Raw genomic sequence first — 13,426 nt, forward strand, 5'->3', positions numbered from 1 at the left:
GGCGGCCTAAGAAATGCCTGCGATTTTATCACGATTTTCGAGGTTTTGCTTGGCGATGACAGGAGCATCAGCCGCTGCAACCACGCATGCTCTTCTTCTACTCTTCTCAATTTGCAGCGTTATTTTTATCCGGCCGGGTCATGGTTAATTCGTTGTTAAACGCCTCTCGGCTATGGTCGATGACGTAGCAATTTACCTAGTGTTTTCATGGTGGAGCAGGTGTTTTTGGGACCGAACGGGGACATTCTCGAACTGGCATGCCGCCGGATCGCGGATCTGGACAACCCTGCCTATGTCAAGAACAGCGAACTGCGCTATGTCGCGGTCAACCAGGCCTATGCGGATTTCTTCGGCAAGGAGCTTTCCGATTTCATCGGCCGGCGCAGCCGCGAGCTGTTCGATCGCCCCGATGAGCAGGACCGCGAGGACAAGGAGCGCCGTGCTCTGGTGTTCGGCAGCGAGGAAAGTGCGCTCTGCTTCGACGCGACAGGCGATCTCCATGACCGCGTACGGATCGAGAGCTTCGCGCTGTCGGACGAACGGATCTATGTGCTCGGTATGTTCGAAGAAGCGCGCAAGGCGGCGCGGCCGAAATGGCCGTCGACACGGGCGCTCGGTGAAATCAGCACGGATATCGATTTCCTGCGCGATGTGATCGAGGCGCTTCCGGTCGCCGCCTTCGTGCGCGACGAGGATCACCGGCTGGTCTATGCCAACGCATCTTACGAACAGCTGACGGGCCTGCCGCGGGCCGAGGCGCTGGGCAAGACCGAGCGCGAGATGTTCGGCAAGGCGGCCGGCGACATGGTGAGCCGCGGCCACGTGCAGGCGCTGGCCAAAGGCGAGGCGCGCGATATCGAGAGCCTGGTTCCCGGCGCCAAGGGCGGGGTCTATCCGATCCTCGCGCAGATCAACCGGATCAATGGCGACGACGGTCGGCACTATACGGTCGGCTCCTTCTCGGATGTCTCGCTGCTGAAGGAGCGCGAAAGCGCGCTCATCGCCGCGCAGGCGCATACCGAAATTCTCCATCGCGACATGGCGCGCGTGCTGAATTCGCTGCCGGTCGGCGTTCTGATCCTCGAGAGCGATCTGACGATCCGCTATGGCAACCACGCCTTCTATACGATCTCGGAGTTGCCCGAAGGCCTCTTCGACGGCAAGAGCTTTGCCGAGCTCGTCGAATACAATCACACGCTGGGGCGCTATCCGCCGGGTGTGACCGCCGAGGAGATACTGGCGCGGCGCACCGATCAGTTCCGTTCCGACCAGCCGGCGGCGGCCGAGATCAACTGGGGCGAAAAGTTTCTTCTGGTCGACAGCCGCAAGATCTCGACGGACCGCATCCTGCTCACCTATGCCGATGTCTCCGCTGTGCGCCGGCATGAGCGCGAAATCCACGCCGCGCGCGAGGAACTCGAAAACCTCGGCGAGCTGATGGGCGATGCGACGCATGCGATGTCGCAAGGGCTGCTCGTGCTGCAGGATGGCGAAATCCTGCTCAGCAACGATGCGCTGGCCGGGATGCTGGACCTTGCCTGCGAACACGTCGCCGTCGGGCGCAACTGGCGCGAGATGCTGGCCTTCTGCGCCAAGCGCGGTGATTTCTCGGAAGATTCCGACCACCTGCTCAACGATATCGGCCAGGCGCTTGCCGACGGCCAGCCGGCGTCGCATCTGTTTCGCGTGCCGGATGGCCGCTGGGTGCAGATGGACGTCATGGTCAGCGCGCGCCGGCATTGGGTCGTGCTCTTTACCGACATCTCGGCGATGAAGATCCGCGAAGGCGATCTCGAAAGCCTGCTTGAACGCGCCGAAGTCGCCGACCGGGTGAAGTCGGAATTCCTCGCCAATATGAGCCATGAAATCCGCACGCCGATGAATGGCGTTCTCGGCATGGCGGAACTGCTGTCGAAGACCAATCTCGACACGCGCCAGAAGACTTTCGTCGATATCATCACCAAGTCCGGCAATGCGCTGATGACCATCATCAACGACATTCTCGACTTCTCGAAGATCGATTCCGGTCAGATGACGCTTAGGCGCGTGACCTTTGATCCGATCGAGGCCGTCGAGGACGTGGTGACGCTCCTGTCGTCGCTGGCGGCGGAAAAGAGCATCGAGCTTCTGGTGCGCGTCATGCCGGGCCTGCCTGCAGCGATCATCGGCGATGCCGGGCGTTTTCGCCAGATCGTTACCAATCTTGTGGGTAACGCCGTCAAGTTCACCGAGCGGGGCCATGTGTTGGTCGAGCTCGGCTATGTCGCGGGTGCTGCCGACGAGATCATGGCGACGCTGCGCATCGAGGATACCGGGATCGGCATGCCCAAGGACAGGCTGGACCAGATCTTCGGCAAGTTCTCGCAGATCGATTCCTCCTCGACGCGGCGTCACGAAGGCACCGGGCTGGGATTGGCGATTACGGCGGGTCTCGTCGATCTGTTCGGCGGCTATATCGAGGTCGACAGCGCTGTCGGCGAAGGCTCGGTCTTCACCGTGACCCTGCCGTTTACCGTCGGCGCCAAGCGGGCGGAGCCCCGGCCGCTGCCGGTCAATGTGCGCGGCGCGCGTGTGCTTGTCATCGACGATAACGCCGTCAATCGCCAGATCCTCACCGAGCAGCTCACGCAATGGGGCTTCGATGGCGCGGCTGCCGAAGATGGCGTCGAGGGGCTCGCCATTCTTGAGGAAGCCTTCGCGCTCGGCGTTTCCATTGATGCGCTTGTTCTCGATTACCAGATCCCCGGCATGAACGGCGCCGATATCGCCCGCCTGCTGCGCGCCGACGAACGCTTCGCCGAGCTGCCGATCGTCTTTCTGACCTCTATGGATATTTCGGGCACCGAGAAAGAATTCGCGGCGCTGAACGGCCAGGCGCATCTGATGAAGCCGGCGCGGGCCAACGTTTTGCGCAACACCATCGTCGATGTCGTGCGCACCAACCGCATCAGGCTGGCGCCGACGCTGCGCCCGGTTATCGAGGCGCCGCCGCTCGAGCCCGAGCTCTTGCCGGAACCGCTCAGCGAAAGAGCCCCGCCGTCCTTCATCGATGTGCTCGTCGCCGAGGACAACGAGGTGAACCAGATCGTCTTCACACAGATATTGCAGGCGACGGGCCTCAACTTCCTCGTCGTCAAGAACGGCGAGGAGGCTGTCGAGGCCTGGGACGCCTATACGCCGCGCATCATCATGATGGACGTGTCGATGCCCGTGATGAACGGCCACGACGCGGCGCGGCGCATCCGCGAGCTCGAGCGCGGGCAGGGGCACCGCGTGCCGATCATCGGCGTCACCGCGCACGCGCTCGACGCCGACCGCGATCTCTGCCTCGACGCCGGCATGGACGACTACATGGCCAAGCCGATCAGCCCGGAACTGCTGGAAGAAAAGATCGCGCTCTGGCTCGGCAAGGAAGGCCGCGCGAGCGGGATTTCGCTGAGCTGATCCGGATATCGACCTAAATCTCGGCGCGCTTGACGCCGCACAGCATTTCGCGCTTGCCGGCGAAACCCGGACGACGCTCGACCAAGAAGCCCGCGGTGCCCAGATTGCGCCGGACGAAACCGGCGGCGGCGTAGGTCGCGAAGGTGCCGCCCGTGACCGTCTTTTCACAGACCAGCGTCATCAGTTCCTGCGACCACATGTCGGCATTTCGCGACGGCGCGAAGCCATCCAGATACCAGGCATCGAAACCCGCCTCGGCTGCTGCCACGCCATCGAGCGCCCGGCCGCAGACGACGCTGAGCGTGGTCTGCTCGTCGAGCTTCAAGGACACGGTGCCCTCGGGCATATCCGGCCATGCGGCGGCGAGCGCGATGCGCTCGGCGTCGATCTCCGGCCAGTGCGACAGCGCGCGGTCGATCTCGTCGCGCCGCATCGGGTAGAGCTCGAAAGACATGAAATGCAGATGCTGGCCTTCCGCGCGCTTCAGCTTCCAGTTCCTGAAGGTCTCGGCGAAATTCAGGCCGGTGCCGAAGCCGAGCTCGCCGATCAGGAAGTTCTGGGCCTTAGCCCATCGCTCGGGCAGGCCGTTTCCGGCGAGGAAGACATGGCCGCATTCGAGGCGGCCGTCGGTCTGGCAATAAAAATGGTCGCCAAAGGCCGGCGAATAGGGCATATCGCCGTCGCGCCATTCAAGCGGCCGGTTCGCCATCTCAGCCTGTGCCAAGTTAATCTGATCGGGATCGATGTCTGTCATGTCAACAGCCGATAGTCCGGCCTTGCCCTCGGGTCAATCGTCCACTGATCTGTTGATCGTCGGCGGCGGCATCATGGGGCTTTGGGCGGCCGTTCACGCCGAGCGCATGGGGATCGACGCGGTGCTGATCGATGCCGGCGCACTTGGAGGCGGGGCGAGCGGCGGGTTGCTGGGCGCGCTGATGCCGCACATGCCGGATAAATGGAACCCGAAGAAGCAGTTTCAGTTCGACGCGCTGGTAGCGCTGGAGGCCGAGGTGGCGCGGCTGGAGGCGGAGACGGGCCTCTCAACAGGCTACCGTCGCTCCGGCCGCCTGATCCCGCTGCCCAAGCCGCATCTGCGCGATATCGCGCTCGGACATTCGGCCGATGCCGACAGCCACTGGCATGCCGGTGAGCGACGCTTCCATTGGAATGTGATCGATACGCCTAACGTATCCGGCTGGCCGGACGCTTCCGGTATGGAGGGCGGCATCGTGCATGACACGCTGGCCGGCCGGGTGGCGCCCCGATCGCTGACGGGTGTGCTCGCAGCCTTTCTCCGCCGCGCCAGACATGTGCGCATCATCGAGAATTCAGCCGTTCGCGGCATCGACGCGGAGCGTGGGATCGCCGAGACCGATGCCGGAGCGATCGCCTTCGGACGTTGCATCATCGCTGCCGGCTATCAGTCGTTCCCGCTTCTGGCGCGCGACACGGCAGGTCTGACGCAGCCGCTCGGGCAGCCGGTGAAGGGGCAGTCGGCGCTTTTGAAGGCCGATATCGATCCTGGCCTCCCGACCATCTTCCGCAACGGGCTTTATGTGGTGGCGCATGAGGGCGGGCATGTCGCGATCGGCAGCACCAGTGAGAACCGTTTCGACGCACCCTTTGCGACCGACGGGCAGCTGGATGTTCTGGTCGAAAAGGCGCGGGCGCTGGTGCCTCTGCTGCACGACGCGCCCGTTATCGAGCGCTGGGCGGGGCTGCGCCCCAAGGCGATCGACCGCGACCCGATGATCGGGCCGCATCCCGAACATGAGAGAATGCTGGCGCTGAGCGGTGGCTTCAAGGTCAGCTTCGGCCTTGCGCACCGGCTAGCCGAGGCGGTGGTGAACATGGCTGTTGGCAACGCGATACCATTTGCGGTGCCCGAGAGCTTTCACCTGATCAATCATATTCACGTCGCTTCACGCTAAAGTGCCTCGCGATCGCTTGAATTTTCTCGTTTCGCTTACGCTTTTCCGTTTTTCGCTGTCTAATCCTGAAATCAGCAGCCACTTTCGCGAGATATTTTGCAATTCACGTTAAACGTGAATTAGCACTCTCTATCCTTCGTCAATCTGTCATGCAAATCGCCTATCTGCTTGCAAAACGGCGGCGCGCTGACGAGTCGCGCCTGGTGCCGACGGAGATAATTGCATGCGATACGCCATCTGTTTCACGCCTGCCGCGAATGACCCGCTGTCGCATGCGGCTGCCAATTGGCTTGGCCGAAACGTGTTTTCCGGCGAGATGGTCGAGCCCACGGCGATCCGCGGGCTGAGCATTCACGAGGTCGCCTTTCATACGGCGGTGCCGCGGCGCTACGGTTTTCACGGCGCGCTGAAGGCACCATTCCGGCTTGCGACCGACATGTCGGAGCCGCAACTCCTGCGGGAACTGATGCGCTTCTGCGGCACGCTCACGCCGTTTTCCATTCCGCGGCTCGAGGTCGCGCGCACCGGCAGCATCTTCAGCCTGGTGCCGTCGCTGCCCTGCGACAACGTCCAGTATCTGGCCTCCTCGATCGTGCAGCAGTTCGACCAGTTCCGGGCGCCGCTCAGCGATGCCGATATCGAACGCAGCGACCCGGATGGGCTTTCGGCGGCGCAGTTCGCCAATCTGCATCGCTGGGGATGCCCCTATGTGATGGACGAATTCCGCTTCCATATGCCGTTGACCGGTCCGGTCAGCCTGATCGACATGTCGCGCATCGAGCGCTCGCTGCGCAGCGTTTTCGAGCCGGTGCTCATCGATCCTGTGAAGATATCGAACGTGGCGCTGATGGTCGAAGAGGGCAATGGCGGGCCGTTCCGGGTGCATTCGCTGCATCCGATGGGCAAGGTCAGCGCGCGGCGCGAACGGGTTCCCGTTCCAGCCTAAGCGATTGTGCCATAAAGGCAAAACTCTGTTGCGCAGTTTCCGTCTCGACATTCGCTCTTGAGGTGTTACCGTTCGCCGACTTTCTGGAAGGTGATTTCATGGTATCCGAGACTTACCCGCGCAATCTCGTCGGCTATGGCCGCAACACCCCCGACCCGAAATGGCCTGGCGGCGCCAATATCGCCGTGCAGTTCGTCATCAATTACGAAGAGGGCGGCGAGAGCTGCATTCTCGATGGTGACACGGCCTCGGAAAACCTGCTGTCGGAGATCGTCGGCGCGGCCGCCTGGCCCGGCCAGCGCAATCTCAACATGGAATCGATCTACGAATACGGCTCGCGGGCCGGTTTCTGGCGGCTGTGGCGGATGTTCACCGAGCTCAAGGTGCAGGCGACCGTCTACGGCGTGACGCAGGCCATGGCGCGCAACCCCGAGGCGGTGGCGGCGATGAAGGAAGCCGGCTGGGAAATCGCCAGCCACGGCTACCGCTGGTTGGAATACAAGGATTTCCAGGAAGAGCTGGAGCGCAAGCATATTCTCGAAGCCGTGCGGCTGCACACCGAACTAACAGGCGAGCGGCCCTACGGCATGTACCAAGGCAAGCCATCGGACAACACGCTGCGGCTGGTGCAGGAGGAGGGCGGCTTCCTTTATTCATCGGACAGCTATGCCGACGATCTGCCTTTCTGGGTGAAGGGTGTCGACGACAAGCCGTTCCTGATCATTCCCTATACGCTCGAAACCAACGACATGCGCTTTGCCACGCCGCAGGGCTTCAATTCGGGCGACCAGTTCTTCACCTATCTCAAGGATGCCTTCGACACGCTCTATGAAGAGGGTGAGGCGGGCAGCCCGAAGATGATGTCGATCGGCCTGCATTGCCGGCTTGTCGGCCGCCCGGGCCGCGCGGCGGCGCTGAAGCGCTTCATGCAATATGTGCTCGACCACGAGAAGGTGTGGATCCCGCGCCGCATCGAGATCGCCGAACACTGGCACAAGCACCACAAGCCGGAGACCATCTGATGATCGCGCGCGACGAATTCATCTCCCGCTTCGGCGGCGTCTTCGAACACTCGCCCTTCATCGCCGAGCGGGCCTTCGACGACGGTTTCGTCGGCGAGACGCTCGACGTCGACCGCGTGCACACGGCGCTGGTGGCGATCTTCCGCGCCGCGAGCCCGGAGGAGCGCCTCGGCGTGCTTCGCGCCCACCCAGATCTCGCCGGCCGCCTGGCGATCGCCGGCGAACTCACCGAGGACAGCAAAAAGGAACAGGCCGGCGCCGGGCTCGACCGGCTGAGCCCCGAGGAGCACCAGCGCTTCACCGAACTCAACCGCGCCTATGTCGAAAAATTCGGCTTTCCCTTCATCATCGCGGTGAAGGGTCTCGACAAGCAGGCAATCCTCTCGGCCTTCGAAAAGCGCATCGACAACAGCCGCGATGCGGAATTCGAAAAGGCGACGGCGCAGGTGGAGCGCATCGCGCTGTTGCGGCTTGAGGCGCTTTTGCCGACGCGCTGAGCGACACCGCTTTTCTCTTTTCGATCCGCCGCTTATAGTCGTCGCACAGGAGCAAAGACGATGAGACCATCCGAGGTGCTGGAGCAAAACAGGCAGGCGATCCGCGAGGCGACCAAGCGCTTCAACGCGGCGAACCCGCGTGTCTTTGGTTCGGTGGCGCGGGGTGAGGATCGGGCGGATAGTGATCTTGATATTCTGGTCGATACCTTGCCGGGGACGTCATTGTTCGATCTGGGTGGATTGCTCGAAGAGTTGAAGGACATCATGCAGGGAACGGATATCCATCTCATGGTTCCCGGAGATTTTCCCGAGAGGGTACGCGCACGCGTTCTCAGCGAGGCCAAGCCGATATGAATTCGGATTGGCTGCGATCCTATCTCGATCAGATGGAACAGGTTGCCCACGAGATCGGCGATTTCGTGAAGGGAACGTCAAAGGAAGCGTTTCTTGAAGACGTGCTAAAGCAGCGTGCAGTCGGCATGAATCTGCTGATGATCGGCGAGGTCGTCACGCGATTGTCCGAGGAGTTTCCGGAGGTCGTCGCGGCGCATCCGGAAGTGCCCTGGACAAAGATGCGCGGAATGCGAAACAGGATCGCGCACGGCTATTTCAATATCGACCTCGAGACGGTCTGGGACACGGCGACGAACAATATTCCCGAGCTGATCGATACACTCCACATGCTACGCCACTGGCGCATACAAGGCGAATGACCACGTGACAGACTTCCTCGATATCCAGCCGCTGACCAAAGCCGCCTTCGCGCCCTTCGGCGAGGTCATCGAAGCCGATCTGGCGACGATGCGGTATATCAACAACGGCACCACAGAGCGGTTTCATGCGCTCGCTTCCGCCGATGTCGTGGGCGAGGGCGCGCGCGTGATCATCAACCTGTTTCGCGGGCAGCCGCGCGATTTCCCCTATGAGGTCGGGATGATGGAGCGGCATCCGTTTGGCAGCCAGAGCTTCTCGCCGATCTCGGGGCGACCGTTTCTGGTCGTGGTGTCGGAGGATGAGGGCGGCAAGCCGGGGCGTCCGCAGGTGTTTTTGGCGCGCGGCGATCAAGGGGTGAATTATGGGCGCAATGTCTGGCACCACCCTTTGATGTCGCTTGGCGCGGTCAGCGATTTTCTGGTTGTCGATCGCGACGGGCCGGGCAACAATCTGGAAGAACATTTTTTCGACACTCCCTTTGTGATCAGCGAGCCCATTTCATGACCGGATTGACCACTCATGTCCTCGACACCGCCTCCGGTAAGCCGGCCGAGGGGCTGAAGATCGAGCTCTTCCATATCGAGGCCGAGGTTCGCCGGCATGTGAAGACCGTCGTCACCAATGCCGATGGCCGCGTCGATGGCGGGCCGATCCTTGTTGGCGAGAGTTTTAGGGCCGGGACCTATGAGCTTCTGTTTCATGCCGGCGATTATCTGCGCGGCACTGGTGCAGCACTCCCGCATCCCGCCTTCCTCGATCTCGTGCCGATCCGCTTCGGCATCGCCGACGAGAGCGCGCATTATCACGTGCCGCTGCTGATCTCGCCCTATGGCTATTCGACCTATCGCGGGAGCTGAGCGATGCGTTTTGCCGCGATTGCCGATGTGCATGGCAACCATCTGGCGCTGGAAGCCGTGCTGGCGGATATTAAGGCGCTTGGAATTTCCGAGATCGTCAATCTCGGTGATTGCCTCAGCGGCCCGCTCGAGGCGGGCAAGGCGGCGGACAGGCTGATGTCGCTCGATGCGCTGACGGTGCGCGGCAATCACGACCGCTACCTGATCGAAAGCCCCGCCGACGCCATGCCCTCCTGGGAGCAGCATGCCTTCGGACAGTTGTCGGCCGCGCATCTCGCCTGGCTGCGGAGCTTGCCGTACAGCGCCGTCTATCGCGACGAGGTCTATCTCTGCCACGCAACGCCTGGGCATGACGAAATCTACTGGCTGGAATCCGTCTCGCCAGACGGTCATGTCTTCCTGAAGCCTATTGAAGAGATCGAGGCGTTGGCCGAGGGGGTCGAGCAGCCGCTGATCCTCTGCGGCCACAGCCATGTGCCGCGCATGGTGCGGCTCAGTGACGGCAGGTTGATCGTCAATCCCGGCAGCGTCGGCTGCCCGGCCTATAGCGACGACACGCCCTATGAGCACAAGGTCGAGGCGGGGCATCCGCTGGCCTCCTACTGCATCATCGAAAAGACCGCGTCCGGCTTCGCGTCGCAGTTCCGGACCGTTGCCTACGATCACATGGCGATGTCGCGGCTGGCGCGTGAGAACGGGCGCGACAGCTGGGCGAGTGCGCTGGCGACGGGGTGGGTGCGCTGAGCATTTCGCGCCGGTGCCGGTGCTCAAATTGACATTCGCAACGGCTTGTGTGGTACATCGTACAGTCGTTGCGGGGGATCATCATGCGCACCGTCACGTTTTCAGAAGCCAGAAACGACCTCGCCAGCCTTCTTGATGAAGTCTCGCAGCACGGCGTCGCCGTGGAGATCGTTCGCAACGGCAAGCCCTCAGTTATCCTGATGGACAAGCACGAGTATGAGGGGATGATGGAGACGCTGCATCTGCTTTCCACGCCGGCCAATGCCGTTCGGTTGATGGAGGCGTTCGAGGAAGTCAAGAATGGCCGCTATGAAGAGCATGATCTCATCGAGCCTGAGGACTTCGCCAAGGGCGTCCGCTAAAGGCGCGTCAGCGCAAAATTAAGCCGCTGCGTTGCGCTCGATCTCGTGCTTCGCGGCCTTGGCGAGAAAGGCGGAGCGCGACAGGCCGGATGCTGCGGCGACGGCGTCGATGCGAGCCAGAACATCTTCCGGCAGCGTCACATTGATGCGCACGGCCCTGCTTGAGGCGGCTTTCAGCGAGACGAGGATCGCGACGCCGTCCTTGTTCTCCGGGTTGGCCATGACGGTTTCGAGCGAGGAGGGTTGTGGAAGCGTCTCGCCGTCCTCGATCAATCCCTCGACGTGAAACGCCAGGGCTTCCTCGGCCATTTCGCGCGCCTCGTCCAGCGTCGAGCCAGCCGTGATGGCGCCGGGAAAATCCGGAAAGGAGACGCCGTAGTCGCTCTTAGCGTCCTTGTGGATCAGTCCGATATAGTTGCGCATGATCACCTCAACTTCAGGCCCGACTGCTTCTCGATGCTGCGCAACGTCCCGATCGGAATGTCCCGCTTGGGATGCGGCACCGTCACGCGGCCCGGCTTGTCCGCATGTTTGAACTGGGCATGACTGCCTTTGCGGCCGACCTCGAACCAGCCGGCTTTCTGTAGCAGGGCAATGACGTCAGCGCTCTTCATCGGGCTGAATTATACACAATCGTGTGTATAATTCAAATTGCGCCTACTGCCGTCCCGCGATGATCGAAGAGTTCACATCCTTGATGTCGCGCTTGCCGCAAAGGGCCATGGTCACGTCCATCTCCTTGCGCAGGATGCTGAGCGCCAGCGCCACGCCTTCCTTGCCCATGGCGCCGAGGCCGTAGAGGAAGGGGCGGCCGATGTAGGTGCCCTTGGCGCCGAGCGCCACGGCCTTCAGCACGTCCTGGCCGGAGCGGATGCCGCTATCGAGGTGGATTTCGATCTTGTCGCCGACGGCGTCGACGATCGAAGGCAGCATGCTGATCGAGGAGGGGGCGCCGTCGAGCTGGCGACCGCCGTGGTTGGAGACGATGATGGCGTCGGCGCCGGTGTCGGCTGCCGCCTTCGCATCCTCGACGTCGCAGATGCCCTTGATGATCAGCGGGCCGCCCCACTGTTCCTTGATCCAGGCGACATCGGCCCAGGAGAGCTGCGGGTCGAACTGCTCCGCCGTCCAGGAGGAGAGCGAGGAGAGGTCGGAGACGTTCTTGGCATGGCCGACGATGTTGCCGAAGGAGCGGCGCTTGGTCTGCAGCATGTCGAGGCACCAGAAGGGCCGCGTCGCCATCTGCCAAATGTGCTTGGGCGTGAACTTCGGCGGCGCGGAGAGGCCGTTGCGCAGGTCCTTGTGGCGCTGGCCGAGGATCTGCAGGTCGGCGGTCAAGACCAGCGCCGAGCACTTGGCGGCCTTGGCGCGGTTGATCAGGTTCAGCACGAAGTCCTTGTCCTTCATGACATAAAGCTGGAACCAGAAGGGCTTGGTCGTCACCGAGGCGACATCCTCGATCGAGCAGATGCTCATAGTCGACAGCGTGAAGGGAACGCCAGCCTCTTCGGCCGCCTGCGCCGCCAGCATCTCGCCATCGGCGTGCTGCATGCCGGTCATGCCCGTTGGGGCGAGAGCGACCGGCATCGATACCTTCTGGCCCACCATCGTCGTCTCGAGCGTGCGGTTCGTCATGTCGACGAGCACACGCTGACGCAGGCCGATCTTGGCGAAATCGCTCTCGTTGGCGCGGTAGGTCTGTTCCGTCCAGGCGCCGGAATCGGCGTAGTCGAAGAACATCTTGGGGACGCGGCGCTGTGCGAGGGATTTCAGATCGGCAATGGTGAGAGGTTTGGTCATGGATAAGACTTTCACATCTGAATAATGCAACCGGCCATATCACATATAATTTACATCCGAAACGGTATCTTTCTCGCCCGCGCCGAAGCCCGTTCAGGGGATCAGCAACAGGCTGCCGCTGCTCAGCCCGGCCTCCAGTTCGGTGTGGGCCGCGGCGGCATCGGAGAGGGCGAATTCGCGGGTGGGAAGCGTGAGAATGCCGAGCCGTATAGCCTCGATCGCCGCTGTCGCCGCTTCCAGGTAGAAAGACGGATCGGTGCTCGCCGCCATGATGCTCGGATGCGACAATGACTTGTTCGGGCGCAGCGCCTCGATCGCCACCGGCGGTATCGGCCCGGCCGCCTGGCCGAAGCTCGCGGCCATGCCGAAAGGGCGGATGCACTGGATGGTCTTCGCCAGCATCGCGCCGCCGATCCCATCATAGCCGACATCGACACCGCGCCCTGATGTCAGCGCCATGACGTCGGCGACCAGATCGGCATCGCGGCCGATCACCAGATGGTCGGCGCCGTTCTCGCTGGCCAGTGCTGCTTTCTCCGCGCTGCTGACCGTGCCGATGACGGCGGCGCCGAGATGCTTGGCCCAGCGCACCATAAGCGTGCCGAGACCGCCGGCGGCGGCGTGCACCAGCACGGTGCTTTCAGGCGTCACCGTGTGGATCCGATGGAGCAGCATATAGGCCGTCATGCCCTTGAGCATCATGGCGGCGGCCTGTTTCGAGCCGACATCGTCGGCCAGGCGGATGGCGCGATGCGCCGGCAGCAGGCGGGTCGAAACATAGGCGCCGACGGGGGCGCCCATATAGACGACGCGGTCGCCGGGGGAGACCGTCGTCACCTCGGAGCCAACCGCCTCGACCACGCCGGCACCTTCGGCGCCGATGACGGCGGGGTAGGCGGGGAGCGGATAGAGGCCCTTGCGATGATAGATATCCAGGAAGTTGACGCCGATGGCGTCGTGGCGGATGCGGATCTCGTTCGGCCCCGGCGCCTGCGGTTCTTGCAGGGTAATCTTCAGCTGCTCGATGCCGCCGGGGGTGGTGAGGGTGATTGCGATATCCATATTCCGATCTCCTGTGCCTGTTAGGCGCCGAAGATGGGGGATGGTTG

General features: G+C 62.5%; 16 protein-coding genes. 11 read left to right on the top strand and 5 right to left on the bottom strand.

The annotated features are described in order from the left end of the window. Positions 1 to 225: 225 nt before the first annotated feature. The gene (locus tag D460_RS0104165; protein ID WP_018897249.1) at positions 226 to 3,444 is read left to right on the top strand and encodes a response regulator; all 3,219 of its coding nucleotides are present in this window, start codon (positions 226 to 228) and stop codon (positions 3,442 to 3,444) included. Positions 3,445 to 3,457: 13 nt separating this feature from the next. Here D460_RS0104165 and mnmD read toward each other — a convergent pair whose 3' ends face one another. Continuing rightward, entirely contained in the window at positions 3,458 to 4,198 is a 741-nt protein-coding gene (gene mnmD / locus D460_RS0104170) for a tRNA (5-methylaminomethyl-2-thiouridine)(34)-methyltransferase MnmD (protein ID WP_018897250.1), read from the bottom strand. Here mnmD and D460_RS0104175 point away from each other — a divergent pair. The 10 genes from D460_RS0104175 (at position 4,197) to D460_RS0104220 (ending at position 10,517) form a co-directional block, all read left to right on the top strand. Next, positions 4,197 to 5,375 carry an FAD-binding oxidoreductase gene (locus D460_RS0104175; RefSeq protein WP_026282776.1) on the top strand — a complete coding sequence of 393 codons (1,179 nt, stop codon included), beginning with the start codon at positions 4,197 to 4,199 and terminating at the stop codon, positions 5,373 to 5,375. The genes mnmD and D460_RS0104175 overlap by 2 nt on opposite strands. Before the next feature lie 223 nt (positions 5,376 to 5,598). Further along, positions 5,599 to 6,321 carry a DUF1045 domain-containing protein gene (locus tag D460_RS0104180; RefSeq protein WP_018897252.1) on the top strand — a complete coding sequence of 241 codons (723 nt, stop codon included), beginning with the start codon at positions 5,599 to 5,601 and terminating at the stop codon, positions 6,319 to 6,321. Between the two features lie 98 nt (positions 6,322 to 6,419). Further along, positions 6,420 to 7,343 carry an allantoinase PuuE gene (puuE, locus tag D460_RS0104185; protein ID WP_018897253.1) on the top strand — a complete coding sequence of 308 codons (924 nt, stop codon included), beginning with the start codon at positions 6,420 to 6,422 and terminating at the stop codon, positions 7,341 to 7,343. Then, positions 7,343 to 7,840 (top strand): 2-oxo-4-hydroxy-4-carboxy-5-ureidoimidazoline decarboxylase, encoded by a 498-nt coding sequence (uraD, locus tag D460_RS0104190; RefSeq protein ID WP_018897254.1) that lies wholly within the window; start codon positions 7,343 to 7,345, stop codon positions 7,838 to 7,840. The genes puuE and uraD overlap by 1 nt, the downstream gene beginning before the upstream one ends. A 60-nt stretch (positions 7,841 to 7,900) precedes the next feature. Further along, on the top strand, positions 7,901 to 8,194 hold the full coding sequence (locus D460_RS0104195; RefSeq protein ID WP_018897255.1) for a nucleotidyltransferase family protein: 294 nt from the start codon (positions 7,901 to 7,903) through the stop codon (positions 8,192 to 8,194). After that, a complete protein-coding gene (locus tag D460_RS0104200) occupies positions 8,191 to 8,553 on the top strand; it encodes a DUF86 domain-containing protein (RefSeq protein ID WP_018897256.1) in 363 nt (120 codons plus the stop codon). The genes D460_RS0104195 and D460_RS0104200 overlap by 4 nt, the downstream gene beginning before the upstream one ends. A gap of 4 nt (positions 8,554 to 8,557) precedes the next feature. Further along, positions 8,558 to 9,058, top strand: a complete 501-nt coding sequence (locus D460_RS0104205; RefSeq protein WP_018897257.1) for an ureidoglycolate lyase — start codon at positions 8,558 to 8,560, stop codon at positions 9,056 to 9,058. Next, on the top strand, positions 9,055 to 9,411 hold the full coding sequence (uraH, locus tag D460_RS0104210) for a hydroxyisourate hydrolase (RefSeq protein WP_018897258.1): 357 nt from the start codon (positions 9,055 to 9,057) through the stop codon (positions 9,409 to 9,411). The genes D460_RS0104205 and uraH overlap by 4 nt, the downstream gene beginning before the upstream one ends. A 3-nt stretch (positions 9,412 to 9,414) precedes the next feature. Continuing rightward, on the top strand, positions 9,415 to 10,155 hold the full coding sequence (locus D460_RS0104215; protein ID WP_018897259.1) for a metallophosphoesterase family protein: 741 nt from the start codon (positions 9,415 to 9,417) through the stop codon (positions 10,153 to 10,155). Between the two features lie 83 nt (positions 10,156 to 10,238). Next, the gene (locus D460_RS0104220; protein ID WP_018897260.1) at positions 10,239 to 10,517 is read left to right on the top strand and encodes a type II toxin-antitoxin system prevent-host-death family antitoxin; all 279 of its coding nucleotides are present in this window, start codon (positions 10,239 to 10,241) and stop codon (positions 10,515 to 10,517) included. Positions 10,518 to 10,535: 18 nt separating this feature from the next. On the opposite strand, the gene D460_RS0104225 is transcribed toward D460_RS0104220, so the two are convergent. From D460_RS0104225 to D460_RS0104240, 4 genes are all read right to left on the bottom strand, one after another. Then, positions 10,536 to 10,940: a type II toxin-antitoxin system HicB family antitoxin gene (locus D460_RS0104225; protein ID WP_026282777.1), complete on the bottom strand. Its 405-nt coding sequence runs from the start codon at positions 10,938 to 10,940 to the stop codon at positions 10,536 to 10,538. A gap of 2 nt (positions 10,941 to 10,942) precedes the next feature. Next, positions 10,943 to 11,131, bottom strand: a complete 189-nt coding sequence (locus tag D460_RS0104230; RefSeq protein WP_018897262.1) for a type II toxin-antitoxin system HicA family toxin — start codon at positions 11,129 to 11,131, stop codon at positions 10,943 to 10,945. A gap of 43 nt (positions 11,132 to 11,174) precedes the next feature. Beyond that, positions 11,175 to 12,317, bottom strand: a complete 1,143-nt coding sequence (locus tag D460_RS0104235) for an alpha-hydroxy acid oxidase (RefSeq protein WP_018897263.1) — start codon at positions 12,315 to 12,317, stop codon at positions 11,175 to 11,177. Between the two features lie 93 nt (positions 12,318 to 12,410). Further along, entirely contained in the window at positions 12,411 to 13,379 is a 969-nt protein-coding gene (locus D460_RS0104240) for a quinone oxidoreductase (RefSeq protein ID WP_018897264.1), read from the bottom strand. Between the last annotated feature and the right edge of the window lie 47 nt (positions 13,380 to 13,426).

It is taken from the genome of Rhizobium sp. 2MFCol3.1 (assembly GCF_000377565.1).
GTDB lineage: Bacteria > Pseudomonadota > Alphaproteobacteria > Rhizobiales > Rhizobiaceae > Rhizobium.